28 protein-coding genes are annotated in these 26913 nt (G+C 57.2%); 12 read left to right on the top strand and 16 right to left on the bottom strand.

Annotation, left to right across the window (positions count from 1 at the left end):
- Positions 1–81: 81 nt before the first annotated feature.
- The gene (rne, locus tag GNG29_RS08660; RefSeq protein WP_156654280.1) at positions 82–3297 is read left to right on the top strand and encodes a ribonuclease E; all 3216 of its coding nucleotides are present in this window, start codon (positions 82–84) and stop codon (positions 3295–3297) included.
- A 40-nt stretch (positions 3298–3337) separates the two neighbouring features.
- On the opposite strand, the gene GNG29_RS08655 is transcribed toward rne, so the two are convergent.
- Positions 3338–4276, bottom strand: a complete 939-nt coding sequence (locus tag GNG29_RS08655; RefSeq protein WP_156654279.1) for a LysR family transcriptional regulator — start codon at positions 4274–4276, stop codon at positions 3338–3340.
- Positions 4277–4385: 109 nt separating this feature from the next.
- Here GNG29_RS08655 and GNG29_RS08650 point away from each other — a divergent pair, with 109 nt between their 5' ends.
- Positions 4386–5600 carry an MFS transporter gene (locus tag GNG29_RS08650; RefSeq protein WP_156654278.1) on the top strand — a complete coding sequence of 405 codons (1215 nt, stop codon included), beginning with the start codon at positions 4386–4388 and terminating at the stop codon, positions 5598–5600.
- A gap of 79 nt (positions 5601–5679) precedes the next feature.
- Here GNG29_RS08650 and flgL read toward each other — a convergent pair whose 3' ends face one another.
- The 11 genes from flgL to flgB form a co-directional block, all read right to left on the bottom strand.
- Positions 5680–6633, bottom strand: a complete 954-nt coding sequence (gene flgL, locus GNG29_RS08645) for a flagellar hook-associated protein FlgL (RefSeq protein WP_156654277.1) — start codon at positions 6631–6633, stop codon at positions 5680–5682.
- Between the two features lie 14 nt (positions 6634–6647).
- Entirely contained in the window at positions 6648–8294 is a 1647-nt protein-coding gene (gene flgK / locus GNG29_RS08640) for a flagellar hook-associated protein FlgK (protein WP_156654276.1), read from the bottom strand.
- Between the two features lie 75 nt (positions 8295–8369).
- Positions 8370–9323, bottom strand: a complete 954-nt coding sequence (flgJ, locus tag GNG29_RS08635; RefSeq protein ID WP_103179081.1) for a flagellar assembly peptidoglycan hydrolase FlgJ — start codon at positions 9321–9323, stop codon at positions 8370–8372.
- On the bottom strand, positions 9323–10420 hold the full coding sequence (locus tag GNG29_RS08630; protein ID WP_103179080.1) for a flagellar basal body P-ring protein FlgI: 1098 nt from the start codon (positions 10418–10420) through the stop codon (positions 9323–9325). The genes flgJ and GNG29_RS08630 overlap by 1 nt, the downstream gene beginning before the upstream one ends.
- Before the next feature lie 12 nt (positions 10421–10432).
- A complete protein-coding gene (flgH, locus tag GNG29_RS08625) occupies positions 10433–11131 on the bottom strand; it encodes a flagellar basal body L-ring protein FlgH (RefSeq protein ID WP_039028917.1) in 699 nt (232 codons plus the stop codon).
- Between the two features lie 57 nt (positions 11132–11188).
- Positions 11189–11971, bottom strand: coding sequence for a flagellar basal-body rod protein FlgG (gene flgG, locus GNG29_RS08620; protein ID WP_032617536.1), 783 nt, complete (start codon positions 11969–11971; stop codon positions 11189–11191).
- A gap of 11 nt (positions 11972–11982) precedes the next feature.
- On the bottom strand, positions 11983–12738 hold the full coding sequence (locus GNG29_RS08615) for a flagellar basal body rod protein FlgF (RefSeq protein ID WP_103179079.1): 756 nt from the start codon (positions 12736–12738) through the stop codon (positions 11983–11985).
- Between the two features lie 20 nt (positions 12739–12758).
- The gene (gene flgE, locus GNG29_RS08610) at positions 12759–14021 is read right to left on the bottom strand and encodes a flagellar hook protein FlgE (protein WP_156654275.1); all 1263 of its coding nucleotides are present in this window, start codon (positions 14019–14021) and stop codon (positions 12759–12761) included.
- Positions 14022–14047: 26 nt separating this feature from the next.
- Positions 14048–14752, bottom strand: a complete 705-nt coding sequence (gene flgD / locus GNG29_RS08605; protein ID WP_103179077.1) for a flagellar hook assembly protein FlgD — start codon at positions 14750–14752, stop codon at positions 14048–14050.
- An 11-nt stretch (positions 14753–14763) separates the two neighbouring features.
- Positions 14764–15168 carry a flagellar basal body rod protein FlgC gene (gene flgC, locus GNG29_RS08600; RefSeq protein ID WP_103179076.1) on the bottom strand — a complete coding sequence of 135 codons (405 nt, stop codon included), beginning with the start codon at positions 15166–15168 and terminating at the stop codon, positions 14764–14766.
- Positions 15168–15587: a flagellar basal body rod protein FlgB gene (gene flgB / locus GNG29_RS08595; protein WP_103179075.1), complete on the bottom strand. Its 420-nt coding sequence runs from the start codon at positions 15585–15587 to the stop codon at positions 15168–15170. The genes flgC and flgB overlap by 1 nt, the downstream gene beginning before the upstream one ends.
- Positions 15588–15747: 160 nt before the next feature.
- Here flgB and flgA point away from each other — a divergent pair, with 160 nt between their 5' ends.
- The 3 genes from flgA to flgN all read left to right on the top strand — a co-directional run bounded on the left by flgA (position 15748) and on the right by flgN (position 17216).
- Positions 15748–16404 (top strand): flagellar basal body P-ring formation chaperone FlgA, encoded by a 657-nt coding sequence (gene flgA / locus GNG29_RS08590; protein WP_156654274.1) that lies wholly within the window; start codon positions 15748–15750, stop codon positions 16402–16404.
- 94 nt (positions 16405–16498) lie between these two features.
- On the top strand, positions 16499–16786 hold the full coding sequence (gene flgM / locus GNG29_RS08585; protein ID WP_103179073.1) for a flagellar biosynthesis anti-sigma factor FlgM: 288 nt from the start codon (positions 16499–16501) through the stop codon (positions 16784–16786).
- Between the two features lie 7 nt (positions 16787–16793).
- A complete protein-coding gene (flgN, locus tag GNG29_RS08580; RefSeq protein WP_103179072.1) occupies positions 16794–17216 on the top strand; it encodes a flagella biosynthesis chaperone FlgN in 423 nt (140 codons plus the stop codon).
- A gap of 55 nt (positions 17217–17271) precedes the next feature.
- On the opposite strand, the gene murJ is transcribed toward flgN, so the two are convergent.
- The 4 genes from murJ to rimJ form a co-directional block, all read right to left on the bottom strand.
- Positions 17272–18807 carry a murein biosynthesis integral membrane protein MurJ gene (murJ, locus tag GNG29_RS08575; protein ID WP_103179071.1) on the bottom strand — a complete coding sequence of 512 codons (1536 nt, stop codon included), beginning with the start codon at positions 18805–18807 and terminating at the stop codon, positions 17272–17274.
- A gap of 150 nt (positions 18808–18957) precedes the next feature.
- Positions 18958–19881: a Gfo/Idh/MocA family protein gene (locus GNG29_RS08570; RefSeq protein WP_156654273.1), complete on the bottom strand. Its 924-nt coding sequence runs from the start codon at positions 19879–19881 to the stop codon at positions 18958–18960.
- Positions 19882–19883: 2 nt separating this feature from the next.
- Positions 19884–20531 (bottom strand): YceH family protein, encoded by a 648-nt coding sequence (locus GNG29_RS08565; RefSeq protein ID WP_103179069.1) that lies wholly within the window; start codon positions 20529–20531, stop codon positions 19884–19886.
- A 9-nt stretch (positions 20532–20540) separates the two neighbouring features.
- The gene (gene rimJ, locus GNG29_RS08560) at positions 20541–21125 is read right to left on the bottom strand and encodes a ribosomal protein S5-alanine N-acetyltransferase (RefSeq protein ID WP_103179068.1); all 585 of its coding nucleotides are present in this window, start codon (positions 21123–21125) and stop codon (positions 20541–20543) included.
- A gap of 358 nt (positions 21126–21483) precedes the next feature.
- On the opposite strand from rimJ, the gene mdtH reads away from it, so the two are divergent.
- The 7 genes from mdtH to GNG29_RS08525 all read left to right on the top strand — a co-directional run bounded on the left by mdtH (position 21484) and on the right by GNG29_RS08525 (position 26781).
- Positions 21484–22692 (top strand): multidrug efflux MFS transporter MdtH, encoded by a 1209-nt coding sequence (mdtH, locus tag GNG29_RS08555; protein WP_103179067.1) that lies wholly within the window; start codon positions 21484–21486, stop codon positions 22690–22692.
- Positions 22693–22811: 119 nt separating this feature from the next.
- A complete protein-coding gene (locus tag GNG29_RS08550) occupies positions 22812–23372 on the top strand; it encodes a lipoprotein (protein WP_103179066.1) in 561 nt (186 codons plus the stop codon).
- Between the two features lie 109 nt (positions 23373–23481).
- Positions 23482–24528 carry a dihydroorotase gene (gene pyrC, locus GNG29_RS08545; protein WP_156654272.1) on the top strand — a complete coding sequence of 349 codons (1047 nt, stop codon included), beginning with the start codon at positions 23482–23484 and terminating at the stop codon, positions 24526–24528.
- 74 nt (positions 24529–24602) lie between these two features.
- A complete protein-coding gene (dinI, locus tag GNG29_RS08540; protein WP_103823692.1) occupies positions 24603–24848 on the top strand; it encodes a DNA damage-inducible protein I in 246 nt (81 codons plus the stop codon).
- 273 nt (positions 24849–25121) lie between these two features.
- Positions 25122–25376 (top strand): biofilm formation regulator BssS, encoded by a 255-nt coding sequence (gene bssS, locus GNG29_RS08535; protein WP_103179063.1) that lies wholly within the window; start codon positions 25122–25124, stop codon positions 25374–25376.
- Between the two features lie 116 nt (positions 25377–25492).
- On the top strand, positions 25493–26611 hold the full coding sequence (gene solA / locus GNG29_RS08530) for an N-methyl-L-tryptophan oxidase (RefSeq protein WP_156654271.1): 1119 nt from the start codon (positions 25493–25495) through the stop codon (positions 26609–26611).
- Between the two features lie 56 nt (positions 26612–26667).
- Positions 26668–26781 carry a YceO family protein gene (locus tag GNG29_RS08525; protein WP_103181065.1) on the top strand — a complete coding sequence of 38 codons (114 nt, stop codon included), beginning with the start codon at positions 26668–26670 and terminating at the stop codon, positions 26779–26781.
- Positions 26782–26913 lie beyond the last annotated feature (132 nt).

The following is a 26913-nucleotide window of genomic DNA, read 5'->3' as shown; positions in this document are numbered from 1 at the left end:
CGAGGCCATCGGTTCATACCCCGGAAAGCGTCACCTTGCCCGCAGCTTAGTCGTCAATGTAAGAATAATGAGTAAGTTACGATGAAAAGAATGTTAATCAACGCAACTCAGCAAGAAGAGTTGCGTGTCGCCCTTGTGGATGGGCAGCGTCTGTACGATCTGGATATCGAAAGTCCCGGACACGAACAGAAAAAAGCGAACATTTACAAAGGCAAAATCACCCGCATTGAACCCAGCCTTGAAGCCGCATTTGTCGATTACGGTGCCGAGCGTCATGGTTTCCTCCCGCTGAAAGAGATCGCTCGCGAGTACTTCCCTTCCAACTATAATGCCCATGGCCGTCCTAACATCAAAGATGTTCTGCGCGAAGGTCAGGAAGTTATTGTCCAGATTGATAAAGAAGAGCGCGGCAACAAAGGCGCTGCACTGACTACCTTTATCAGCCTGGCAGGCAGCTACCTCGTGCTGATGCCAAACAACCCGCGTGCGGGAGGTATCTCTCGCCGTATCGAAGGGGACGACCGTACCGAACTGAAAGAGGCGCTGGCAAGCCTGGAGCTGCCAGACGGCATGGGTCTGATTGTCCGTACCGCAGGCGTGGGCAAATCTGCCGAAGCGCTGCAGTGGGACCTGGGCTTCCGTCTGAAGCACTGGGAAGCGATTCAGAAAGCCGCTGAAAGCCGCCCTGCTCCGTTCCTGATCCACCAGGAAAGCAACGTTATCGTGCGTGCCTTCCGCGACTATCTGCGTCAGGACATTGGCGAAATTCTGATTGATAACCCGAAAGTGCTTGAGCTGGCCCGCCAGCATATCGCTGCGCTGGGTCGTCCCGATTTCACCAGCAAAATCAAACTGTACACCGGTGAGATCCCGCTGTTCAGCCACTACCAGATTGAATCGCAGATTGAATCCGCCTTCCAGCGTGAAGTCCGTCTGCCATCCGGTGGTTCTATCGTTATCGACAGCACCGAAGCGCTGACCGCCATCGACATCAACTCCGCCCGTGCAACCCGCGGTGGCGATATCGAAGAGACGGCCTTCAACACCAACCTGGAAGCGGCCGATGAGATTGCCCGCCAGCTGCGTCTGCGTGACCTGGGCGGCCTGATCGTTATCGACTTCATCGACATGACGCCGGTACGTCACCAGCGCGCGGTGGAAAACCGCCTGCGTGAAGCGGTGCGTCAGGATCGTGCACGTATCCAGATCAGCCATATTTCCCGTTTTGGCCTGCTGGAGATGTCCCGCCAGCGTCTGAGCCCGTCACTGGGTGAATCCAGCCACCACGTCTGCCCACGCTGTAGCGGTACCGGCACCGTGCGTGACAACGAATCGCTGTCCCTCTCTATCCTGCGTCTTATCGAAGAAGAGGCGCTGAAAGAGAACACCAAAGAAGTTCACGCCATTGTGCCTGTGCCGATTGCCTCCTACCTGCTGAACGAAAAACGTGCCGCGGTAAGTGCGATCGAAGCCCGTCTGGGCGGTGTACGCTGCGTGATCGTGCCTAACGATCAGATGCAGACCCCGCACTACTCCGTGCTGCGCGTGCGCAAAGGCGAAGAGACCTCCACCCTGAGCTACATGCTGCCTAAGCTGCATGAAGAGGCGATGGCGCTGCCGTCCGAGGAAGAGTACTCAGAGCGTAAACTGCCTGAACAGCCTGCACTGGCAGCGTTTGTGATGCCAGAAGCACCGCCTGCGCCAGCGCAGGAGACCGTGGCGGCTAAACCTGCAGCCAAACCGGCGGCAGAAGTGAGCCAACCGGCTGAACAGCCTGGTCTGCTGAGCCGCTTCCTCAGTGCGCTGAAGAAGATGTTCGCGGGTGAAGAGCCGCAGCCTGCCCCGGCACCGGTTGAGAAGAAAGAAGAGAAACAGGAGCGTTCCCCGGATCGTCGTAAGCGTCAGAACAACCGTCGTGACCGCAATGAGCGCCGCGATAACCGTTCAGAGAGCAACGAAGGCCGTGAAGGCAGCGAAAGCCGTGACAATCGTGATAACCGCGAAGGTCGCGAGCGCCGTGAAGGACGTGACGAAAACCGTCGCAACCGCCGCGAGAAGCCGCAGCAGAACGCGGAAGAGCGTGAAATTCGCCAGCCGGTCAGCGAAGAGTCTGACAAAGGCAGACAGCGTGATGAGCAGCAGCCGCGCCGCGAACGTAACCGTCGTCGTAACGATGACAAACGTCAGGCCCAGCAGGAAGTTAAAGCGCTGAATCGCGACGAAGAGACCGCTCAGGATACTGAACAGGAAGAACGCGTTCAGGTGATGCCGCGCCGTAAGCAGCGTCAGATGAACCAGAAAGTGCGTTTCCAGTCTCAGGCTGAAGAAGCTGCGGTTGAAGCGATCGCACCACAGGCCGAGCCTGCACAGCGTACCGAGCTGGCTAAAGTTGATCTGCCTGCGGTGATTGAAAACGCACCTGAGCAGGAAGAAAATGCTGAAGGCCGTGAAAACGCCGGCATGCCTCGCCGTTCACGCCGCTCTCCGCGTCACCTGCGCGTGAGTGGTCAGCGTCGCCGTCGTTATCGTGACGAGCGTTATCCGCTGCAGTCGCCAATGCCGCTGGCTATTGCCTGTGCCTCCCCAGAAATGGCATCAGGTAAAGCCTGGATCCGTTATCCGGTAGCTCGCCCTCAGGAGCCACAGTTTGAAGAGCAGACCGTCGCTCAGGAAACTGCGCTCCCTGTTGCGCCAGTCGAAGTTGAAGCGATCGCTGACGCTGCTGCCGTTGTGATCCCAGAGCCGCAGGTGGCTGAAGTTGAAACTTCACATCCGGAAGTGATTACTGCGCCAGTGACAGAACAGCCGCAGATCGTCACTCCTGACGATGCGGTCGTCGCGAAGCAGATTGCAGAGGACGCTGCCGTAGCTGAACCTGCTGTCGAACAAGCCGCTGCCGTTGAAACGACTGAAACCACCGAAGCAGCCGTCGAGCCGCAGCCGGTCGTGGAAGTTGAAGTAGAAACGGAAGTTCAACCTGAGATTGAAATCGATGTTGAACCGGTTGAGGCCGCTGAAGTGGAACCTGAAGTCACTGACGTCGCTCACGTCGACGAGCCAGAAGTGAAGCCGGTTCCTGCAGTGAAGCCAGCGCCAGCCGCTCAGGTTCACGCTGAAGCCCATCACGCGACGGCTCCGATGACCCGTGCGCCGGCACCGGAATATGTTCCGGAAGCGCCGCGCCAGAGTGACTGGGTACGTCCGGCATTTGAATTTGACGGTAAAGGCTCTGCGGGGGGGCACAGCGCCACCCATCACGCCACTGCGCCAGCCACGCGCCCACAGCCGGCTGAATAAGCCTGCTTAAGCGCAAAAGCCGACCTTCGGGTCGGCTTTTTTATTGCCTCTGTTCTGGCCTGCGCATCCCTGCGATTTCAGGCATCACCTCTCTCATCATCTCCAGAAAACGACGCAGTCGCGCCGGATAGTAGCGAGACCAGGGATAGACAAGATGAACCGGCAACGCGGCGGGCTGCCAGTCAGGCACCAGATGAATCAGCCTGCCCTCACGGATATCCGCTTCGACAGTCCAGCTTGAGACCACGGCAACACCCAGCCCGGTGAGCGCGCTTTTACGCGCTACGTAGAGGCTGTCGGTACTCAAGCGCGGGGAGATAGCCACCCGCAGCGGTTGTGCGGCTTCCGCACTGAACAGTTCAACATGCTGACGATAAAAAGTATTGAGCGCCACCCAGGGCAGTGCGGAGAGATCTTCCGGTTTTTCTATTGGCGCAAACCGTGCCAGCAGCTCGGGTGACGCCACAATGCTGCGCGGCACCTCGGCCAGCAATACCGACACCGTAGCCGGGTCGATCTCCGCCCCTACCCGGATAGCGCAGTCGATATTGTCACTTAAAAAATCAGCCGAGCGGTCGTTGAGCATCCACTCCACATTGAGTCGTGGATAGCGCAGCAGGAACGCCGTTAATGGCTCCAGCAACTGCTCCTGTCCAAAGGCATGCGGCGCACGCACGCGAAGCACCCCGACCGGCTCATCTTCTGTTTGCCCGACTTCATCCTCCAGCGCGTACCAGCTGTCAATGACCCGCCGGGCATGTTGATAGCAGCGTTCGCCGTCATCCGTCAGCTTCATGGCGTGTGTCGTTCGCAGGATCAGGCGCACGCCCAGCAGCGTCTCCAGTGATTGCAGACGACGGCTGACGGTGGCCTGGCTGGTCGCCATCTGCACCGCTGCGGTAGAAAGAGAGCCCGTCTCCACGATGCGCACAAAAGTACGCATCAGCTCTACCCGGTCTATACGTTCCGAACGTTTCATTTTTAATCCGGTTATACGTTACACGTATAAGTGTTTTAACACCGGGCCCGCTACCACCGCAAGGCGTGGTGATAAAGAATAGCGACACACCCGAAATGAGGAACTGCATATGAACTCCAGTACCCTGAGCCCAGCCGTCAGCCGTTGGGTAATTTTCATCCTTGCCATCGGCGCGGGCTTTAGCGTCGCCGCCATCTATTATGCTCAGCCGCTACTGCCGCTGATGGGCGCAGATTTGCATCTCAGTATTGAAGGGATGGGGATGGTGCCCACCCTGACGCAGGCAGGCTATGCGCTGGGGATCCTCTTCCTGCTGCCGCTTGGCGATCGCTATGACCGCCGCACCCTGATTGTGGTGAAAAGCATCGCGCTGGCATTGCTACTTTTGGCCTGTAGCCTGACGGCTCAGATGCATTCCCTGCTGCTGGTCAGCCTGCTGATTGGGATGACCGCCACCATGGCGCAGGATATCGTTCCGGCTGCGGCGATCCTCGCCCCGGAGGGTAAACAGGGGAAAACCGTCGGTACGGTGATGACCGGCCTGTTACTGGGGATCCTGCTTTCCCGTACGGTGAGCGGCGTGGTAGGTGAAGCTTTTGGCTGGCGCGTGATGTACCAGCTGGCGGCAGGCAGTATTGCGATCCTCGCCGCCGTAATGTGGTTTATTCTGCCCCGCTTCGCGGTGCCGTCGAACCTGCGTTATCCGCAGCTGATGCGCTCCATGGCACACCTGTGGCGTCGCTACCCCGCTCTGCGCCGCGCCGCACTGGCACAGGGTTTTCTCTCCATCGCCTTTAGCGCCTTCTGGTCTACCCTCGCGGTGATGCTGATGGAACACTACGGTCTTGGCAGCGCCGTTGCCGGTGGCTATGGCATTGCCGGTGCCGCAGGCGCTCTGGCCGCGCCACTCGCTGGCGGTCTGGCGGATAAACTGGGCGCTGGTAAAGTCACTCAGCTGGGTGCCGCGCTGGTAACCATCTCCTTCGCCCTGATGTTTTTCATGCCGGCATTAGGTGTACAGGGCCAGCTGATCCTGATTGCCGTTGCCGCGGTAGGTTTTGATCTCGGTCTGCAGTCGAGCCTGGTGGCTCACCAGAACCTGGTTTATAGCCTTGAGCCCCAGGCCCGTGGCCGTCTGAACGCTCTGCTCTTTACCGGTGTGTTTATCGGGATGGCGTTAGGTTCCGCGCTCGGCAGTCAGCTCTATACCATGGCCGGTTGGCCGGGCGTTATTGCGCTGGCGACCCTTACAGCAGGCGTGGCGCTGATTATCCGTATGACTGGAAACGTCCGCACCCGCTCATCGGCCCTGCAAAATTCCTGAAAAAAAAGCCCAATCCGCAAAACGGATTGGGCATACAGAACATAACCAGTTTCAAGCCATGTTCAAAAGGTCAAGTCAGTTATTTATTCAACTGGAACAGAGATATACCCTGCATATCGCTGAATGCTTTATAAGATGCCTGAAGCGCCGCCTGCTGCATGGTGTAGGAGGAAATTGCAGCGTTCCAGTCGACATCAACCAGATCGCTCATCTGCTTCGACAGGCCTAATGAACGGTCGCTACCCAGCGTATCAAGTGATTCGAGCTCATTTAATTTGACACCCAGATCGGCGCGCACGGTAAGCACATTATCAAGGGAATTCCTTAAACCCCGGTTTGCTTTATCGATATCTTCCGCAAACTGGTCGGCCTTCGTCTGATCGCCTTCAACAGGAACTTTTAATGCTGCAATTGCGCTATCAAAAATTTTGAAAAGATTCTTTTCCTGGCTGCTCCCAGCGGGTTCCGGCACTGCATTGCTGGTGAAGGATTCAAACACTGCAGTACCTGTATGGCTGATTTGCATGCTACGAGCAGAATCTACCTGCTGGCTGATTGGTGTAGTACCGCCGTTATACGTCCCGGTCGCTTGATCGAATGCCGCCGCATCAGTTTTATAACCTGCAAAAATATAGCGTCCATTACCATCAGTGCTGTTTGCCAGGTTCATCAGCTGATCGCGGATACCCTGCAGATCGGTAGCAAGCGAGTTACGATCGCTATCACTCAATGTGCCATTACCTGCGTAGACAATCTTTTCCTGCGCAGCCTGCAACGCTATGGTGACCTGCCCCAAAATGTTCTCTTCCAGCGACACTTTCTGTGTAGCAAAAGAGCGGGCCAGCTTGAACTGGTCATTCTGGGCCTGCGCCTGGGACAATACTACCGCCTGAGACGCAGCGATAGGATCGTCAGAAGGACGGTTAACACGTTTACCGGTGGACATCTGCTCACCGTAGCTCAGCCACTTGCTCTGGGAGTCGGTGATCCCACGCATGTTCTGCTGGTACATCATCTGGGTGCTAATACGCATCGTTCACCTCGGCCTTAGCGAATATTGATTAACGCGTCAAAGAGCGTGCTGGCAGTTTGCAGCACCTGGGCATTGGCCAGGTAGTACTGCTGGTAGCGCTGGAGGTTGCCATACTCTTCATCGAGGTTAACCCCGGAGATCGACTGCTGCTGGTTGCTCAGCTGCGTCGTCACGTTTGCCTGGGTGGTGCTGCTGGTTTTCAGCGTCGCGGTTTTGCTGCCGACGGTACTGACCAGCGAGGCGTAGGCATCATTAAAGGTTTTATTGCCGCCGACCACTTTGCTACTTTGCAGATCCAGCAGCGCCTGGCCGTTACGGTTATCGCTTTCACCGCCGGTGGCGTCAGACGCCAGCGCCAGTTTAGACTCATCGCTAATCGCCACATCCATATTGACGATGGCATTGACGACAGGCTTAACGATAAAGCTGTCTTTGTTATTCGCCGTGCCCGATACGTTCACCGTCAGGCCATCAAAGGACAAGTTACCTTTGCCGTCATCAACTGGCTTAACCGTGGTTTTATCCGAGAGGCGGGTGATCTTCCAGCTGCCGCCGTCAAACTCCATCTTGTAGTCGGTAGCCTGTACTTTAGCGCTGTCTGCCACGTTAATGGCGGCAGTGACGGAGGCCGAGCCGGTATTTTTGGTGTTTCCCAGTACCGCGGGAGCACCAATTTTAAAAAACTCACCGCCAGCGTTACCTTCTGGATCAAAGCCCTTTGCGTGTTGGCTGTTCATCTCGTTAGCGAAAGAGAGCGCCAGCTGGTTAAGAGTGTTACGTGCCGCGTCGAGCTCTTGGGTACGGAAAGTCAACATGCCGCCCAGAGAGCCGCTGGTCAGCAGTTTTTCCGGGATCTCTACGGGGCCCGAGGTGCCGTCAACAAACGCCACCGTAGTGCGGGATGGATCGGCGCTCGACTTCACGGCCGCCAGCTGATTAGCGGTGCTGCCCTGAACCAGGTTGTAGCCATTGCCAAAGGAGACGTTATAGGTGCCGCTATCCTGAACGGAGACTTCAACCCCCACGATCTGGTTCAGCTCGCTCACCAGCTGGTCACGCTGGTCGAGCAGATTGTTCGGGGATGCGCCCGCACCCACGCCGGTCAGGCGGGAAATCTGATCGTTCAGGTTGGCAATCTGTTTAGCGTAGTTGTTGATCTGATCAACGCTGGTACCGATGGCGGTGTTGATCTGCTTATCCTGATCCCGCAGATACTGATCGTTCACCTTGAACTGGTTCACCAGACCATCAGCCTTGCCCAGTACCGTCTGGCGCGCCGCCGGATCTTCGGCGTTGCTCACCAGAGTCTGCAGACTGGTAAAGAAACCCTGCAGGGTGGTCGCCAGGCTGTTGGTGCTGCCAGAGAGAATGTCGTCAATTTTGGACATCTGCTGGTAGCGGGTCGTCAGGGCACTGCTCTGGTTCTGCGCGGTGCGCAGCTGGTTGGTAATGAATGCATCATATTCGCGTTGTACCCCAGAGACATACACGCCGTTGCCAACCCAACCGCCGCCCGTCAGCGTGCTGTTTGAGGCACTCAGCACCGTCGTCTGACGGGTATAGCCCGTCACGTTGTAGCTCGAAATGTTATTACTGGCGGTATTCAGCGCAGCCTGTGCTGCACTGAGGCCACTCATGGCGCTGTTGATCAAACTGGACATGGGGGTTCCTTTTATACTTTCAGACACGAGTCCTGCTGGAGATTATCGGCAGGCCCCAGCCGGACTTGAGAACTTTCAGAACAGATTTTCGATATCGTTGCTGTAGGCTTTGCTGACTTTTTCACCCATCGCTTTCAGCTGCTGGATCATGCTGGTCAGCTTGCGGGCATACTGTGGATCGGTGGCATAGCCCGCGTTCTGCAACGCCTGCGCACCCTGCTCTGCCGTCGCGGCCTGGGTCACTGCCGCATAGCGCGGGTTACGACTCAACAGGCCGACATAGTCTGAAAGTGCCTCGAGATAGGAGCTGTAGACGCGGAATTTGGCTTTGATCTTCTTCGCTTCGCCGTTTTCATACTCGGTGGTGGTGATCTCGGTAGTCGGCCCTTTCCAGCTCCCCGAGGCCTTCACCCCAAAGATGTTAAAGCTCGGCTCACCGTTCTCACGACGGATCTGCCGTTGCCCCCAGCCCGACTCCAGCGCCGCCTGGGCGAGGATCAGGTGATGCGGCACCCCGCTCTGCTGGCTGGCGAGACGCGCCGGCAGGGAGAGCTGCGCCAGGAAGTCTTTGCTGTCGCCGGTAAGGGGTTCATCATTGCTCTCAGGCACCTTCGGCACCGCTTTACGCACCATCTGCGTCAGAGCCTGGTTTTGATAGCTGGTGACCCTTTCCAGATCGAACTTCATCGGCACCTGCTGCGGTGCCTCTTCTGGCGGCACGCCCTGCGCGGCCGCCATCTGCTTAACGATCACATCGGCAAGTCCTAACCCTTTACCGGCAGTCATCTGCTGCGAAATCTGCTGGTCATACATGCTGGTGTACAGACGCGTGGAATCGCTGCTGAAGATGCCATCTTTTGGCAGGGCTTCACGCATGCTTTTCAGCATCATCTGGACAAACATCCCCTCCACCTGGCGGGCAACCGGGCGGATATTGCCCGCCGGATCTTTACCCGCTTTAGACTTCAGTTCGTTGAGCGACTGGGTATCCCAGGCCGCGCTGCTCAGCAGTTTGCTATCGGTCAGCATCAGATAATTTCCAGTTTGGCGCGCAGGCAGCCCGCGCTCTGCATGGATTGCAGAATCGACATCAGATCCATCGGGGTGGCGCCCAGCGCGTTCAGGGCACGTACCACGTTGTTCAGGTTGGCGCTGGAGCGCACGCTCTGCAGCGAGCCGCCGCTCTGACGCAAATCGATTTGGGTCTGCGGCGTCACCACCGTTTCACCGCCGCCAAACGGCGTATCTGGCTGGCTGACGTTAGCCGAGCGGTTGACGGTCACCGACAGGTTGCCCTGCGCCACGGCGCAGCTATCCAGCGTCACCTCACGGTTCATCACCACCGAGCCGGTGCGGGAGTTGATGATCACTTTGGCATCCTGCGGCGTGACGTTCACTTCCATATTCTGGATATCCGCCAGCAGACGCACCTGGTTACTGCCGCCGCTGGAGACGCGGATCTGCACGGTGCGGGCATCCAGCGCGGTAGCGCTGCCGTAGCCGCGGTTGCGGTTGATGGTGTCCGCAATCTGCTGCGCCATAGTGAAGTCGTCATTATTCAGCTGCAGGTTAATGGTGTTGCCGCTGCCGAACTGGGTCGGCAGTTCACGCTCAATAACCGCCCCGTTGGTAATACGGCCGCCGTTAAGCTGGTTGACCTGCACGCTGCTGCCGCCTGCGGAGGCACCCGCCCCGCCGACAAGGATATTACCCTGCGCCAGGGCATACACCTGGCTATCTACCCCTTTCAGGGGGGTCATCAGCAGAGTCCCGCCGCGCAGGCTTTTCGCATTCCCCATGGAGGAGACCACCACGTCGATGGTTTGCCCCTGGCGCGCAAAGGCCGGGAAAGAGGCGGTGACCATTACCGCCGCCACGTTTTTCAGCTGCATGTTGGTCCCGGCGGGCACCGTGATGCCGAGCTGGGAGAGCATATTATTCAGACTCTGGGTCGTGAACGGCGTCTGGGTGGTCTGGTCACCCGTCCCGTCAAGCCCCACAACCAGACCGTAACCGATCAGTGAGTTTTCCCGCACACCCTGTACGCTTGTGAGATCGCGAATACGGTCGGCCTGGGCACATGTCGCCACCAGCACCAGCAGGAACCCGAAGAGGGATTTAAACATAGGTCACCTCGATTACATCGGTGATAAGTTAAGGAAGAAACGCTGCAACCAGCCCATATTCTGCGCCTCATTGATGTAGCCGTTGCCGACATACTCAATGCGCGCATCGGCCACCTGAGTGGACGGTACGGTGTTGGAGCCACTGATGGTGCGAGGGTTAACCACACCGGAGAAGCGAATGAATTCCGTGCCCTGGTTGATGGCGATCTGTTTTTCACCCACTACATGTAAATTGCCGTTCGCCAGCACCTGGTCGACGGTTACCGTCAACGTGCCGCTAAAGGTGTTGCTGGCATTGGCGCCGCCTTTACCGTTAAAGGAGTTGCCGCCAGACGCCTCGGCATCGGCGCGCGCGTTACCGAAGAGTCCTTCGAGATAGCGTGGCACAGTGTCGAAGCCAAAATTGGTTTTCCCGTCGCGGCTGGCATTCGCCGACGAGCTCTTACTGGCGCTGACGTTTTCCTGTAGCTGGATGGTCAGCGTATCGCCGATATTACGTGGGCGACGGTCTTCAAACAGCGGCTGATAACCGTAGTTAATCGGCTGCGCGGTCTGGAAAATTGAGCCATTCACTACCGGCGTCGGGCCAGGAATGGGTTGGGCGGAAGTCGCACCCTGCACCAAAGGTTGAGACGGAACCCAGGCGCAACCGCTGAGGGTAACGGCCAGGAGAGTCACTATGGGATAACGAATCGCCGCGTGTTTTTGCATTGCCTTCATCTTCGAAAACAGGGAGCCGGTGCGGCGTGAACCGCACCGGGCTACACCTTAGAGTTGCGTCAGTTTCTGCAGCATCTGGTCGGTCGTCGACACTGCTTTACTGTTAATTTCGTACGCGCGTTGAACCTGGATCATATTCACCAGCTCTTCCGCGACGTTGACGTTTGAGGTTTCCACATACCCCTGATACAGCAGACCTGAACCGTTCAGACCCGGCGTGCTCTCGTTCGGTGCGCCGGAGGACTGGGTTTCGATGTACAGGTTTTCACCGATACTTTCCAGACCGGTGTCGTTCATAAAGGTGGTCAGGTTAAGCTGGCCAACCTGCACCGGCGCAGCCTGGCCCTGCTGGGTCACGCTCACGATCCCGTCACGCCCGATGGTAATGCTCAGGGCGTTCGCCGGAATGGTGATCGCCGGCTGCACCTGGAAACCGCCCGCGGTCACCAGCTGGCCGTTCTGATCCACCTGGAACGAACCGTCACGGGTATAGGCAGAGGTCCCGTCCGGGAGCTGAACCTGGAAGAAGCCCTGGCCCTTGATCGCCACGTCTTTGCTGTTGTTGGTCTGGGAGAGGTTGCCCTGGCTGTGCAGACGTTCAGTCGCTACCGGGCGAACACCGGTACCAATCTGCAGACCGGAAGGCAGCGTAGTCTGTTCAGACGACTGTGCCCCTGGCTGGCGAATGGTTTGATAAAGCAAATCTTCGAAAACCGCACGCTGACGCTTAAACCCATTGGTGCTGACGTTCGCCAGGTTGTTGGCGATGACATCCATATTGGTTTGCTGCGCGTCGAGGCCGGTTTTCGCGATCCATAAAGAACTGATCATAAGTAGTCCTGTTAACTCATTGACAGCAGTTGGTTGGCGCGACTGGCGTTTTCATCAACGCTGGAAATTACCTTCATCTGCATTTCAAAACGGCGGGCGCTGGCGATCATGTCGGTCATCGCGGTTACTGGCTTAACGTTACTGCCTTCCAGCACGCCAGACATGACGCGAATGGTCGGGTCAGCCTGTAACGTTGCGCCACGGGTAGCCTGCGCCGCCTGGGTCAGACGGAACATGCCGTCGTCGCCACGCTGCACTTCAAAACCTTCGGCTTTTACCAGCTTCAGGCGGCCAACCGGCGCGACGGTGTTTGGCGGATCGCCCGGGTTCAGGGCGGAGATGGTGCCGTCGGCCGCGATGGTGATCTCCGAGCCTTCCGGCACGGTGATCGGGCCACCTTCACCAATAACCGGACGTCCCTGGATGGTCAGTTGCCCGACCGCGTCCACCTGGATGTTCCCGTTACGGGTGTAGCCTTCGCCGCCGTCTGCGGTCTGAACCGCCAGCCAGCCGTCCTGCTGCAGCGCCACATCAAGCGGGCGCGAGGTGTAATCCATCTGCCCGGGCGTCATATCGGCTCCCGGGGTGGAGGCGGTCACCAGCGTACGCGTCGGCAGGGAGAGCCCTTCCACCGGGACGGCGCGCATCGCATTGAGCTGCGCGCGAAAGCCCGGCGTCGAAGCGTTCGCCAGGTTGCTGGCGGTGACGGCCTGCTGATTGAGCGTCTGACTGGCGGCGCCCATCGCGGTATATATTGCGTGATCCATTAAGCTATCCCGTCAGCCACTTAGCGGAGGTTAACCAGCGTGTTGAGGATCTGATCCTGGGTTTTGATGGTCTGCGCGTTCGACTGATAGTTACGCTGCGCGACGATCATATTGACCAGCTCTTTACTCAGGTCGACGTTGGAGGCTTCCAGCGCGCCGTTGGTCAGGGTACCGAAGTTACCGGAACCGGCGGTGCCCAGCAGCGCCACGCCTGAAGACTGCGTGGCAGACCAGACGTTGTTCCCCTCAGACTGCAGACCTTCGTTGTTGGCGAAGTTTGCCAGTACGATCTGACCCAGCACCTGGTTCTGTTCGTTGGAGTAGTTACCTACCACGGTACCGTCGTCGTTGATCTGATAGCTCACCAGGTCGCCCGGCTTGTAGCCGTTCTGGTTGGTCGCCACGATGTTGTTCGCCCCGGTGTTCTGCTGCATGGAGTTCAGGAAGCTCAGGGAGAAGGTCACCGGCAGCGCGCCGCTCAGCGGATCGGTGGTCACGTTAATGGCCGGATTGGCGTTTGGCGTCGCACTCAAAACACCGGCTGGGCTGTAGTTATAGATCCCTTCCAGGTTGCCGTTGGGGTCGAAGCTCATCTGGGCAGATTTGGTGATCTGGCCGTTCGCGGCGCTACCGTCCTGGGTGTAGAGATCCCACTTGTTGTCCGCCGTTTTCACGTAGTAGACATACATGTTGTGGGCGTTACCCTGGTTGTCATAGACGGTGATGGTGCCTTTCTTGTTGAAGCTGTCTGAATCCGGGTTGGCACTGGTCACGTCAAACGGGATGTTAGGCACGCTGTCCGTGGAGTTCAGGTTGATCTGCTGGGCTGCGGTGCTGGTCGCTTTAGCGGCCATCAGATTGTTAGGAATGGTGATCGGCTGCGGGTTCGCGCCGGTCTGTACCGTTGGCGGGCTACCCGCTGCCGGATAGCCGGTCACCTGCAGACCCTGCATGTTTACCAGGTTGCGGTTTTCGTCCAGGCTGAACTGGCCGTTACGGCTGTAATAGACGGAACCGTTGCTGTCGAGCATACGGAAGAAACCGTTCTGGCTGATCGCCACGTCCAGACCACGACCGGTATTAGTGGTGGTACCGTCGCTGAAGTCCTGAGTGATCCCGGCGACTTTTACGCCCAGACCGACTTTGGAACCGGCGAACATATCTGCGAACGACGCGCTACCAGACTTAAAGCCATAGGTCGCGGAGTTGGCAATGTTGTTACCAATGACGTCGAGGTTAGTGGCTGCAGCATTCAGGCCGCTGACCGCTTGTGAAAAGGCCATTTGTTACTCCTGATAAAGGTTAAGGCTTATATAATCTGCCGAACTTCGTCGAGCGTAGTTGTACCGTAAGTCCCCAGATCCAGCGTGTTACCGTTGCTGCTGCGGATCACACCCTGCACCATCGCGAACTGCAGTGGCTGGGCCACCAGCTGCGTACTGCCGCTGCTGGCGGAGATGGCAACGTTATAGGAACCATTTGGCGCACTGCTGCCGTCGGTCATCGTGCCGTCCCAGGTAAAGGTGTGTACTCCCGCTTTCAGTTCGCCGATATCAATGGTACGAACCACCGCACCGTTCCTGTCGGTGATGGTGGCGGTCACTTTATCGGCGCTCTGCTGCAGCTCAACACCAAACGGCGTGGTGGAGGTGGTGCTGGTGCCGTCGGTGCTGCTACTGCCTGCCAGAATGGTGGAGCCCGGGATCATCACGCCATGCCCAATCAGCGTGCTGGCCTGCATCGACTGGCTGCTGTCGAGCTGCCCGGAAATAGAACCCAACGTGGTGTTCAGTTTCTCGATGCCGCTCACCGTACTGATCTGCGCAAGCTGCGTGGTCAGTTCGTTGTTCTGCATCGGGTTGGTTGGATCCTGGTTTTTCAGCTGTGCGACCAGCAGCGTCAGGAAGCTGCTTTGCAGATCGGACGCGTTGCTGCCGGTAAGCGAACTGTTGCCGGTGGTGCCGCTGACGCCTGTGGCACTCGACCTGTCATTGACATTGACTGCAATGGACATTGATCTCTCCTTTACTGGCCCAGAGTGAGCGTTTTAAGCATCATGCTCTTCACGGTGTTCAGTACTTCAACGTTGGCCTGGTAGCTGCGGGACGCTGACATGGTGTTCACCATCTCGCCCACTACATCCACGTTCGGCATTTTGACGTAGCCGTTGGCGTCGGCCAGCGGGTTGCCCGGCTCGTAGACCAGTTTGTCCGGTGCCTGGCTCTCAATTACGCTGGCGACTTTTACCCCGCCGGTTGCGGCGCCCGGTGCCGCATCGACCTGGAACACCACCTGTTTGGCGCGATAAGGTTGCCCGTCCGGACCCGCCACGCTGTCGGCGTTCGCCAGGTTACTGGCGGCGACGTTCAGTCGTTGCGATTGCGCGGTCAGGGCTGAACCCGCGATATCAAAGATATTGAGTAAGGCCATTAACCATTGCCTCCCTGCAGAACATTCATCATGCCTTTAATCTGCCCGCCGAGAACGGTCAGCCCCATCTGGTACTGCAGGCTGTTATCGGCGAACTGCGTACGCTCCCGGTCCATATCGACGGTGTTACCGTCCAGGGATGGCTGATCGGGAATGCGATAAAGTAAATCGATACTCGGGGTGGTCACGGTCTGTGCGGGAATGTGGCGTGCAGACGTCAGCGCAAGGGCGACACCGCTATTTTCGGCCCGACCGCGCTCCATCACTTTCTTTAATTCACTGGAAAAATCGATATCGCGCGCCTGAAACCCGGGGGTGTCGGCGTTAGCGATATTGGCGGCCAGAATCTCCTGACGCTGGGCGCGTAAGTTGAGCGCTTCCTGCTGAAAACGTAGCGCGGCGTCGAGTTTATCGAGCATGTCTCCTCCGCTGATGGCAAAATTTCAGTGGATAGCTTAAATCTCACCCCGTCTACTTCATCGACGGAATAAGCACAAAATGCGTCGCTATTTATTGCGTTGATGGCAAACCCCTACAGGTAGAATTCTGCTCATCATTAAACCGACGGTAACGGGCGATATGGCACTCAAACGTGGTTTCACCGCAACCCTGCTCCTCTGGAGCGCCCTCACGCAGGCGCAGGATCTTGATGCCCAGCTGACAACATTTTTTGCGCAGCGGCTGGCGGGGTTCAGCGATGAGGTTTCGGTGCAGGTTCGCACGCCAGCCAACATGCGTCCTTCGTGCGAGACGCCTGCATTCAGCGTTCTCGGCAATACGAAGCTGTGGGGCAACGTCAGCGTTACCGCCCGATGTGGCAATGAAAAACGATTTATACAGGTTGCAGTTCAGGCCACGGGCGATTATGTTGTCGCGTCCCGGAGTATCCCCCGGGGTGCCGCCCTGCAGCCGGACAGCGTTACGCTAAAGCGCGGCAGGCTGGATCAGCTTCCGCCCCGGGCCATCCTGGACATTAACCAGGTGCAGAATGCCGTCAGCCTGCGCGATCTGGTGCCAGGGCAGCCTTTGCAGCTATCGATGCTGCGTCAGTCCTGGCGGATCAAAGCGGGGCAGCGGGTGATGGTTATCGCCAGCGGCGACGGCTTTAGCGTTAACGGTGAAGGTCAGGCGCTAAACAATGCGGCGGTTGCGCAAAACGCCCGGGTGAGAATGTCTTCGGGCCAGGTGGTGAGCGGAACGGTGGATTCTGATGGGAATATTCTGATTAACCTATAATCTTTTTAAAGATTATGCGGCGGCTGCCGATATAGAAGTAACTTAATGATGATGTCAGGCGCCAACGCCGCGAACCCTCGATGAGGACAATATAATGAGCATTGATCGTACATCGCCCCTGAAGCCGGTTAGCCCAGTTCAACCGCGCGAAATGAATGACACTGCCACTGCAAAGACTCGCCCGCAAAAATCGGCGACCGCCAACAGCACCAGCGTCACGCTGAGCGATGCCCAGGCGAAACTGATGCAGCCTGGTAGCAACGATATCAACATGGAGCGTGTTGAAGCGCTGAAAACCGCCATCCGCAATGGCGAGCTGAAAATGGATACCAGTAAAATCGCTGATGCGCTGATCCAGGATGCGCAAAGTTTCTTAGAGTAACCACTGTATGAGTCGTCTGACGGAAATAATGGATCAAATGACGGTCGTGTTGAACGACCTGAAAACGGTCATGGACGCCGAACAGCAGCAGCTCTCTGCCGGAAATGTTCATGGCAGCGCGCTGCAGCGCATTACAGAAGATAAAAGCTCACTGCTGGCCACGCTGGACTACCTTGAACAGCAGCGACGCAGCGAGCAATCCGCGCGCCATAGTGCAAATGATGATGTCGTCGAACGCTGGCAAACTATTACTGAAAAAACGCAGCATCTGCGCGATCTGAATCAGCACAACGGGTGGTTACTGGAAGGGCAGATCCTCCGTAACCAGCAGGCGCTTGCCGTGCTTAAGCCGCATCAGGAGACAGGACTGTATGGCGCCGATGGCCAGACAGCCAGCTCACGCAGCGGCGGAAAGAAAATTTCGATTTAATCAGGCGATAGCCACAGGAATGGGGAGCACCGACAGGCGCTCCCCTTTTTTTGCATTACGCCGTGCGGCGGGCAAACTCTTTCACCTTAAAGCCCAGCACCGCGAGGGTGGCAAAGTAGGCCACTACCCCCACCAGCACGACCGCCATCAGGCGCAGCAGACGATATGGCATGGTGCCCAGCGACCAGTCCGGCATTACGTAGAGCATCCCCACCAGCGCGGCCGCCATTACCAGCACCGCAATCACCAGACGCAGCAGGAAGCGCGACCAGCCCGGCTGCGGGGTAAAGATCTGCTGCTTACGCAGTTGCCAGTAGAGCAGCCCGGCGTTGAGACAGGCCGCCAGACCGATGGATAACGACAGACCGGCATGCTTCAGCGGACCGATAAATGCGAGGTTCATCACCTGGGTCATAATCAGCGTCACAATGGCGATCTTCACCGGGGTTTTGATGTCCTGGCGCGAATAGAAGCCCGGGGCCAGCACTTTCACCACGATAAGGCCCATCAGTCCCACGGAATAGGCGATCAGCGCCCGCTGGGTCATGGCAGCATCAAAGGCGGTAAATTTACCGTACTGGAACAGGGAGACGGTGAGCGGTTTCGCCAGGATCCCCAGCGCTACGGCGCTTGGCAGCGCCAGCAGGAAGCAGAGGCGTAACCCCCAGTCCATCAGGCGGCAATATTCGTCATGGTTGCCACTGGCGAAACTGCGGGAGAGTGAAGGCAGTAAAATGGTGCCCAGCGCCACCCCCAGCACCCCGGAGGGAAACTCCATCAGGCGATCGGCGTAGTACATCCAGGAAACCGACCCGGAGACGAGGAAGGAGGCGAAGATGGTGTTGATGATGAGTGAAATCTGGCTCACCGACACGCCAAGGATCGCCGGCCCCATCTGCTTCACCACGCGCATCGCGCCGGCATCGCGCAGGTTAATGCGCGGCAGGACCAGCATGCCGATTTTCTTCAGGTGCGGCAGCTGATACGCCAGCTGGAGTACCCCCCCTACCGTCACAGCCCAGGCCAGCGCCAGTACTGGCGGATGGAAATGCGGCGCGGCAAACAGCGCAAAGCCGATCATGCTGACGTTAAGGAAGGTCGGCGCAAAGGCCGGTACCGAGAAGCGGTTCCAGGTGTTGAGGATGGCTCCGACCAGCGACGCCAGGGAGATCAGCAGTATATAAGGAAAGGTGATGCGCAGCAGCTGCGTAGTCAGGGCAAACTTGTCGGCGGTATCGGCAAAGCCGGGGGCGGTCACCATGATCACCCAGGGCGCCGCCAGCATCCCAATCACGGTGACGATGGCCAGCGCGAGGGTCAACAGCCCCGACACATACGCGACAAAGACCCTGGTGGCGTCTTCACCCTCCTTACTTTTATATTCCGCGAGGATAGGCACGAACGCCTGGGAAAAGGCGCCTTCGGCAAAAATTCGACGCAGCAGGTTGGGCAGTTTGAACGCGACAAAAAAGGCGTCAGTGGCCATCCCTGCGCCAAAGACCCGCGCCACAATGGCGTCGCGCGCAAAACCCAGCACGCGCGAAAACATGGTCATCGAGCTGACGGCGGCCAGCGATTTTAATAGGTTCATTAACGTGAGCTTCCACTACCTGAAACAAAACGCCTGCAAAGCAGGCGTCATTTCGCCGGGTATCGCTATGCTTACCCGGCCTGGAAAACGCAAAACGCGCCTAGTCTACTCGTAAAAACAGGAATTGCTATGGGCAGATGTTACAGAGGGTTATTCGCTCATGGCATCGCGCCAGAGCTTCTCCACGATGCGCTGGGCACGGATCGCCTGTTCACCCGAGGTTTCAGGAACCGTCTGATTTTGCACGCATTCAATAAAGTGGCGCGCGCAGCCCGCAAAACCACGCTGCTCCAGGATGCTCTGCCAGCCAGGAATAGCCGGCGTAACCACTCCAGCGCCCCGCTCTTCGCGCCACTCGCGCATATCGGTCACGTCCAGCAGCGCGCCGTCCGTTACCGCCTGGACCCACTCCCGCTGGCTGCCTGCCCGGCGGTGCATGGAGGTGGTGATCTGCATATTGCCCGTGCTGAAATGGTGCTCAGCATAGATCATCGCCCCCTGCTCGTTGGTTTGCAGCGTGCCGCCGGTGAGACGCGCATTATCTCCCGCCAGCCACAGCGCGGTGTCCACCACGTGCAGATAATCATCCAGCAGGGTAAAACGCAGATCGTTGGGGCCGACGCTGTCGGCGCGATGCTTATCCATCCGCAGGGATGCCGCCTCCTGAAGCCCATTTTTCAGCTGCTGATAGAGCGGCGCAAAGCGACGGTTGAAACCGACCATCAGGGTGCGTTTTTTCTGTGCAGCGAGCTCAATCAGGCGCTCGGCGTCGGCCAGATTGTCCGCCAGTGGTTTATCAACACAGACATGCACCCCGGCATGCAGTAGCTCGCTAACCACCTGGTAATGGGTGGCGGTGGAAGTATGGACAAAGACTGCATCACAGGCGCGGGCCAGCTCCTGCAACGACTCATAGTAAGGCATACGCAGCGATCCACAGATCCTGATCGCCTTATCCCGAGAGGGTGACCAGGCCCCCTGCAATGTCCAGTCTGACGCGGCGCTCAGCACCGGCAGCCAGGCTTTCTGGGCGATCCCCCCCAGCCCTACCACGCCCACTCGTAATTTTGTCACCGTTAATCTCCCAGATGTGCCAGCAGCGAATCGAGGCGCTGCTTCAGTTCTTCGACTTCGTTTTCCAACGCTTCAACGCGGGCCAGTAAGGTTTCTTCCGTGGCGGGAGCCACTGTCTCAGCGGCGGCGGCAGTTTCAACCTCTCCGCTGAAGAGATGCATATAGCGGCTTTCACGCTTGCCCGGCTCCCGCGCCAGGCGCAGGACAAACGGGCCATCCTCTCTTGCCGCCAGGCCTTCGAGGGTCTGTTCCACCTCCTGCATATCGGCGAATTCATGCATGCGCGCCGCCCGGGTGCGCAGCTCGCCCGGGGTCTGTGCCCCGCGCAGCAGCAGGGTGGCGATCAGCGCCACTTCGGCGGAGTTTAGCTTCAGGGCGCCAAACTCGGAGTTGCAAAAACGCTGCTCATATTTGGTGACGCGATTGCCAAAGCCGCTGACGGTGCGCAGGTAGTGGCGTTTCACCAGCGCATCCAGCAGATCCTGTACCTCATGTTCGGCAAGGTTCATCACCGGTTCACGGTTGGTTTTTTGGTTGCAGGCCAGGGTGACCGCATTTACCGAGAGCGGATACTGCTCCGGCGTCGTGACCTGCTTCTCCAGCAGGCAGCCAATGACGCGCGCTTCAGTGGCGCTTAACTGATATTTCATCTCTGTTCCTTAGCGCCCCGCGCTCCACTCTTTGGTTGTCAGCGCCGTCAGGACATGATCGCGCCATTCGCCGTCAATCAGCAGGTAATCTTTGGCGTAGCCCTCCTTTTCAAATCCGAGGCGCGCCAGCAGACCGCCGCTGCGCTGATTGTGCGGCATATAGTTGGCCATAATGCGGTGCATGTGCTGGGTACGTTGCATATAGCGGATTGCCGAGGTCAGCGCTTCAAACATCAGCCCCTGCCCCTGCCATTTTTGCCCGATGGAGTACCCCAGATAGCAGGCATGAAACGAGCCCCGCACCACGTTAGAGAAGTTGGCGATGCCAATGATCTCTTTTTCATCGGGGTCCAGCAGGGCAAAGTAGAACGCTGAGCCCTGCTTGTGAAACTCGGCGATCATGCTCAGCCGGGCCTGCCAGCCGGAAGGATAGCAGTGGCTCTCATCCCGCACGGGTTCCCAGGGTTTTAAAAACTGACGATTCTCAGCGTAGTAGTCCGCCAGACGCCAGGCATCACGCTCATGCACGAGGCGAACCACCAGCCGGTCGGTCGTCAGGCGTACTTTCGGCACATTACTGCGATAGCCAAACATGGATACTACTCCTTCATGTTACAACTTTGACCCGTTAGCTTTACTATACCTGCGCCGCTGCCTTCTGGGAAAACAGTGACATACCATTTTGAAGACTTTTCACATTTTTCGATTAAAACCCTCAATCAAAACCCCTTTTTGATAAAAAAATATTGTCGCCTGCGTAGTGGGAAAAAACCTGCCGACACCGCAGAATATTAGCGCGCTCATTATCTTGATACCCTAAATAATTCGAGTTGCAGGAAGGCGGCGACGCAGCGAATCCCCTGGAGCTTACTCCGGTAAGTGACAGGGGTGAGCGAGGAGGCCAACGCACCGGCAACCTGAAGTATGACGGGTATATTTCCCTGGAGGGGAAATGTCCCATATCTCACAGGCCCGGAGCCTGGGTAAATATTTCCTGCTTGTTGATAACATGCTGGTTGTACTAGGCTTTTTTGTCGTTTTCCCCCTCATCTCTATTCGCTTTGTCGATCAGATGGGCTGGGCAGCGTTGATGGTCGGCATTGCGCTGGGGCTGCGCCAGTTTGTCCAGCAGGGGCTGGGGGTGTTTGGCGGCGCGATTGCCGACCGCTTTGGCGCGAAACCGATGATTGTCACCGGCATGCTGCTGCGGGCGGCGGGTTTTGCCACGATGGCGATTGCCCATGAACCCTGGCTGCTATGGGTCTCCTGTATTGTTTCCGGGCTTGGCGGCACGCTGTTCGATCCGCCGCGCACGGCGCTCGTCGTGAAGCTGATCCGTCCCCGGCATCGCGGGCGTTTTTTCTCGCTGCTGATGATGCAGGACAGCGCGGGCGCGGTGGTGGGTGCGCTGCTGGGAAGCTGGCTGTTGCAGTACGATTTTCGGCTGGTCTGCGCCACTGGGGCGGTGCTGTTTATTCTGTGTGCGGCCTTTAACGCCTGGCTGCTGCCCGCCTGGAAGCTCTCCACCGTCAAAGCGCCGGTACGGGAGGGACTCGACCGCGTCTGGCGCGATAAACGTTTCATTACCTACGTGCTGACGCTGGCGGGCTATTACATGTTGGGCGTACAGGTGATGCTGATGCTGCCGATCATGGTTAACGATATCGCCGGATCGCCGGCGGCGGTGAAGTGGATGTACGCCATTGAGGCCTGCCTCTCCCTCACCCTCCTCTACCCTATTGCTCGCTGGAGCGAAAAACGCTTCCGCCTCGAGCATCGCTTGATGGCGGGCCTGCTGCTGATGTCCCTGAGTATGCTGCCCATTGGGATGGTGAGCTCCCTGCAACAGCTGTTTATGCTGATTTGTACCTTCTATATCGGCTCCATCATCGCCGAACCCGCCCGTGAAACGCTGAGCGCCGAGCTGGCCGATCCGCGCGCGCGGGGCAGCTATATGGGCTTCAGCCGTCTCGGTCTGGCGATTGGTGGCGCGCTGGGCTATGCCGGGGGCGGCTGGCTGTTCGATGCCGGGAAAGCCTTTAACCAGCCTGAACTGCCGTGGGTGATGCTGACTTTGATTGGGGTAACTACTTTCTTCGCGCTGGGCTGGCAGTTCAGCCACAAGCGCGCTGCACCCGGCGTGCTGGAGCCCGGAGCCTGACCGGGACTCAGGCACTATTCCTGTTCTTCGCCGTTATCAGTTTATTCTGCTGGTCTGAGGGACACTCCCCTGACATACTGGCGCGTCAGGATTGAAGCGCCAGTATGTCGAGGAAAACCATGAAAAAGATTGTTATTGCCACTGCGTTGATCATCAGCGGTCTGCTGGTTGGTTGTAATCAGCTCACCCAGTACACGGTCAGTGAACAGGAGATTAACCAGGCCCTGCAGAAGCGCAATAACTTTGCGAAAGATATCGGTGTGCCCGGCGTCGCCGATGCGCATATCGTCCTGAGCAATCTTGCCAGCCAGATTGGCCGCGAAGAGCCGAACAAAGTGATGCTCTCCGGCGACGCCAGTCTGGACATGAATTCGCTGTTCGGCAGCCAGAAAGCCAATATTAAGCTGAAGTTAAAAGCGTTGCCGGTCTTCAATAAGGATCAGGGCGCCATCTACCTGCAACAGATGGAGATCACCGACGCCGTGGTCTCGCCGGAGAAGATGAAACCGGTTCTGCAGACGCTGATGCCATACCTGAATCAGTCCCTGCAAAACTACTTTAATCACCAGCCGGCTTATATCCTGAGCGAAGACAACAGCAAGGGCGAAGCGCTGGCGAAAAAATATGCAAAAGGTATCGAAGTGAAGCCGGGTGAGATTGTCATCCCCTTCGTCGATTAACCCGTGAGGCGCTTCGGCGCCTTTTTTTACAGAAAAGAGTGCAAACGAAAACGTTTCCCCCTATTCTTTGTGTCCGGCAAAAATCATCTCACTCAGCCGGAGCCTATCCATGACTGCACAATCCCAGGTTTTGAAAATCCGCCGCCCAGACGACTGGCATATCCATCTTCGCGATGGCGATATGCTGAAAACCGTCGTGCCGTATACCAGTGAAATTTATGGCCGCGCGATTGTCATGCCAAACCTGGTGCCGCCGGTCACCACGGTCGATGCGGCGATCGCCTATCGCCAGCGCATTCTTGATGCCGTGCCTGCCGGTCACGATTTTACCCCGCTGATGACCTGTTATCTGACCGACACGCTCGATGCGAATGAGATTGAGCGCGGCTTTAGCGAAGGGGTCTTTACCGCCGCCAAACTCTATCCGGCCAACGCCACCACCAACTCCAGCCACGGTGTCACCAGCATTGACGCGATTATGCCGGTGCTCGAGCGCATGGAAAAACTGGGGATGCCCCTGCTGGTCCACGGCGAAGTGACTCATGCCGACGTCGACATTTTCGACCGTGAAGCGCGTTTCATCGAAACCGTGATGGAGCCGCTGCGCCAGCGCCTGCCGGGTCTGAAAGTGGTGTTTGAACACATCACCACCAAAGATGCCGCGGAGTACGTGCGCGATGGCAACGAGCTCCTGGCGGCCACCATCACCCCGCAGCACCTGATGTTCAACCGCAACCATATGCTGGTAGGTGGCGTGCGTCCGCACCTCTACTGCCTGCCGATCCTCAAACGCAATGTCCACCAGCAAGCGCTGCGCGAGCTGGTTGCCAGCGGCTTTGCGCGCGCCTTCCTCGGCACCGACTCCGCGCCCCATGCCCGTCATCGTAAAGAGGCCAGCTGTGGCTGTGCAGGCTGCTTTAATGCCCCGACCGCCCTTGCCAGCTACGCGCAGGTTTTTGACGAGATGAATGCCCTGCAACATTTCGAGGCGTTCTGCTCCCTGAACGGGCCGCGTTTCTACGGTCTGCCGGTGAATGAGGGCGTTGTTGAGCTGGTGCGCGAAGAGAGCAGCGTCGTGGAATCCATCCCCCTGACTGACGACACCCTGATCCCCTTCCTCGCGGGTGAAACCGTTCAGTGGACGGTGAAGCGTTAAAAATTGTTTGCCCCCTGTTGTAAGTTCAACAATATAACTGTATAAATACACAGTATATAACACAGGGGGCAATTATGCGTATTGAAGTGACCATTGCCAGAACAACGCCTTTGCCTGCTGGTGCGCTGGATGCACTGGCGGGTGAATTATCCCGCCGTATAAACAACTCCTTTCCCGAACGCGAAGGTGCCGTCACCGTGCGTTATGCGGGGTCAAACAATCTCTCGGTCATCGGTGGCGCAAAAGATGACAAAGAGCGTATCAGCGAAATTTTACAGGAAACCTGGGAGAGCGCTGACGACTGGTTTATTACCGATTAAATTTTCTCCTTCATTGTGTTTTTTTGCCGGGTCGCCCCGGCTTTTTTTCCTCTTTTTATGTGAAAGCACGAATAATCTGACTGACTTCGTCAAAAATCATCAGCAAGATGACGTTTTAATGTTCAAACAATCCTAAAACGCATAAATATTTGGGACTGCCTGTTTCTTTTTCCCTTCAGAAGCCTTATTTATTGATATACTGAAATTGCTTCAGAAAAACACGCATTGAACCTCACAGTCGTTGTCTTTTTAACACGTATTCAGGGGGTTATGATGGAAAAGAATAATGAAGTCATCCAGACCCATCCGCTTGTAGGCTGGGATATCAGCACTGTAGATAGCTACGACGCACTGATGCTGCGTTTGCACTACCAGACTCCAAATCATCCTGACACTGAAGAAGCGGAAGTTGGGCAGACGTTGTGGTTAACCACAGATGTCGCACGCCAGTTTATTTCTATTTTAGAAGCCGGTATTGCAAAAATAGAATCCAGTGACTACCAGGAAAATGAGTACCGGCGACACTAGCGTCACGACACTTTTTCACCCAACAGGCACCTCACGGTGCCTCGTTTATTTCTCCCTTGTATAACCCTGCCTTCTTAATTACCCTGCTAACCAACGAAACGCGTAAAGAGAGCCTCATGAAATACGATCTTATTATTATTGGCAGCGGATCTGTCGGCGCGGCGGCAGGCTATTACGCAACGCGAGCCGGTCAGAACGTACTGATGATCGATGCCCATATGCCGCCCCACACCGAAGGGAGCCACCACGGTGATACCCGTCTGATGCGCCACGCTTACGGCGAAGGTGAACGCTATGTGCCGCTGGTGTTACGGGCGCAGGCGCTGTGGGATGAACTGGCGCAAATCAGCGGTGAGCCGGTCTTTGAACGCACGGGGGTAGTCAATCTTGGGCCCTCCGACTCGCCATTTCTGGCGACCGTTGAACAGAGCGCCCGCCAGTTCAGCCTCAAACTTGAACGACTGGACGCGGCAGCGATCATGGAGCGCTGGCCTGAGATCAACGTCCCGGCGGACTATATCGGCCTGTATGAATCCGGGTCGGGCGTACTGCGCAGCGAACTGGCGATTAAAACCTGGATTGCGCTGGCCAAAGAGGCCGGTTGCGCCCAATTGTTTAACTGCCCGGTGAGCGCCATTACCCATCATGAGGACGGCGTCACCGTTGATACCCCGGAAGGCCCCTACAGCGCAAGCCGCCTGCTGGTAAGCGCCGGCACCTGGGTTTCACGTCTGGTTCCCGGCCTGCCGGTGCAGCCGGTACGCAAAGTTTTCTCCTGGTTCCAGGCTGACGGGCGCTACAGCCATCAGAATCACTTCCCTGCCTTTACCGGCGAACTGCCTGACGGCGACCAGTTTTACGGCTTCCCGTCCGAAAAAGATGCCCTGAAGATCGGCAAACATAACGGCGGGCAGGTGATTAACTCGCCGGAAGAGCGTAAGCCGTTTGGCGCGTATCCTGGAGATGGCTCTGAAGCATTCAAATTCCTGCGCAATGTACTGCCGGGTATCGGCGGCCTGTTACACGGTGCAGCCTGTACCTATGACAACACGCCGGACGAAGATTTCATCATCGATACCCTGCCGGGTCATGATAATACGCTGCTGATCACCGGCCTGAGCGGGCACGGGTTCAAGTTTGCCAGCGTGCTGGGTGAAATTGCCGCGCAATTCTCTCAGAATATCGCGCCGCCGTTTGATCTCACGCCTTTCTCCCTGTCTCGCTTTAGCCGATAATGGTGTCAGGCTTCGGGTTTCCGAAGCCTTTCATGCATCTTTTTACCGGTTTTCTCATGCGTCGTATCGTTAACTATCTGGTCAATAATATTCGCGAGCATCTGATGCTCTATATTTTGCTGTGGTCGCTGTTAGCAGTCCTCGATATTCTTTACATTGTATTTTTCTGATGAGATTCATTGACAAAAACTGACATTTCTTAAAATAACTATAATTTCCCCATAAATTATTTGAACATCATAAAAATATCACAACCCGCCAAAAATCAGCCGCTCCAGCAAATCATTAACAGCGCCATTGAC

The organism is Leclercia sp. Colony189 (genome assembly GCF_009740165.1).
Lineage (GTDB): Bacteria > Pseudomonadota > Gammaproteobacteria > Enterobacterales > Enterobacteriaceae > Enterobacter.
Note: the sequence above shows the minus strand (reverse complement) of the source record. Positions and strands in the feature narration are given on the sequence as shown.

Coding starts and splice junctions, on each gene's coding strand:
- rne (WP_156654280.1), top strand. CDS start 82: ATGAAAAGAATGTTAATCAACGCAACTCAGCAAGAAGAGTTGCGTGTC.
- GNG29_RS08655 (WP_156654279.1), bottom strand. CDS start 4,276: ATGAAACGTTCGGAACGTATAGACCGGGTAGAGCTGATGCGTACTTTT.
- GNG29_RS08650 (WP_156654278.1), top strand. CDS start 4,386: ATGAACTCCAGTACCCTGAGCCCAGCCGTCAGCCGTTGGGTAATTTTC.
- flgL (WP_156654277.1), bottom strand. CDS start 6,633: ATGCGTATTAGCACCCAGATGATGTACCAGCAGAACATGCGTGGGATC.
- flgK (WP_156654276.1), bottom strand. CDS start 8,294: ATGTCCAGTTTGATCAACAGCGCCATGAGTGGCCTCAGTGCAGCACAG.
- flgJ (WP_103179081.1), bottom strand. CDS start 9,323: ATGCTGACCGATAGCAAACTGCTGAGCAGCGCGGCCTGGGATACCCAG.
- GNG29_RS08630 (WP_103179080.1), bottom strand. CDS start 10,420: ATGTTTAAATCCCTCTTCGGGTTCCTGCTGGTGCTGGTGGCGACATGT.
- flgH (WP_039028917.1), bottom strand. CDS start 11,131: ATGCAAAAACACGCGGCGATTCGTTATCCCATAGTGACTCTCCTGGCC.
- flgG (WP_032617536.1), bottom strand. CDS start 11,971: ATGATCAGTTCTTTATGGATCGCGAAAACCGGCCTCGACGCGCAGCAA.
- GNG29_RS08615 (WP_103179079.1), bottom strand. CDS start 12,738: ATGGATCACGCAATATATACCGCGATGGGCGCCGCCAGTCAGACGCTC.
- flgE (WP_156654275.1), bottom strand. CDS start 14,021: ATGGCCTTTTCACAAGCGGTCAGCGGCCTGAATGCTGCAGCCACTAAC.
- flgD (WP_103179077.1), bottom strand. CDS start 14,752: ATGTCCATTGCAGTCAATGTCAATGACAGGTCGAGTGCCACAGGCGTC.
- flgC (WP_103179076.1), bottom strand. CDS start 15,168: ATGGCCTTACTCAATATCTTTGATATCGCGGGTTCAGCCCTGACCGCG.
- flgB (WP_103179075.1), bottom strand. CDS start 15,587: ATGCTCGATAAACTCGACGCCGCGCTACGTTTTCAGCAGGAAGCGCTC.
- flgA (WP_156654274.1), top strand. CDS start 15,748: ATGGCACTCAAACGTGGTTTCACCGCAACCCTGCTCCTCTGGAGCGCC.
- flgM (WP_103179073.1), top strand. CDS start 16,499: ATGAGCATTGATCGTACATCGCCCCTGAAGCCGGTTAGCCCAGTTCAA.
- flgN (WP_103179072.1), top strand. CDS start 16,794: ATGAGTCGTCTGACGGAAATAATGGATCAAATGACGGTCGTGTTGAAC.
- murJ (WP_103179071.1), bottom strand. CDS start 18,807: ATGAACCTATTAAAATCGCTGGCCGCCGTCAGCTCGATGACCATGTTT.
- GNG29_RS08565 (WP_103179069.1), bottom strand. CDS start 20,531: ATGAAATATCAGTTAAGCGCCACTGAAGCGCGCGTCATTGGCTGCCTG.
- rimJ (WP_103179068.1), bottom strand. CDS start 21,125: ATGTTTGGCTATCGCAGTAATGTGCCGAAAGTACGCCTGACGACCGAC.
- mdtH (WP_103179067.1), top strand. CDS start 21,484: ATGTCCCATATCTCACAGGCCCGGAGCCTGGGTAAATATTTCCTGCTT.
- GNG29_RS08550 (WP_103179066.1), top strand. CDS start 22,812: ATGAAAAAGATTGTTATTGCCACTGCGTTGATCATCAGCGGTCTGCTG.
- pyrC (WP_156654272.1), top strand. CDS start 23,482: ATGACTGCACAATCCCAGGTTTTGAAAATCCGCCGCCCAGACGACTGG.
- dinI (WP_103823692.1), top strand. CDS start 24,603: ATGCGTATTGAAGTGACCATTGCCAGAACAACGCCTTTGCCTGCTGGT.
- bssS (WP_103179063.1), top strand. CDS start 25,122: ATGGAAAAGAATAATGAAGTCATCCAGACCCATCCGCTTGTAGGCTGG.
- solA (WP_156654271.1), top strand. CDS start 25,493: ATGAAATACGATCTTATTATTATTGGCAGCGGATCTGTCGGCGCGGCG.
- GNG29_RS08525 (WP_103181065.1), top strand. CDS start 26,668: ATGCGTCGTATCGTTAACTATCTGGTCAATAATATTCGCGAGCATCTG.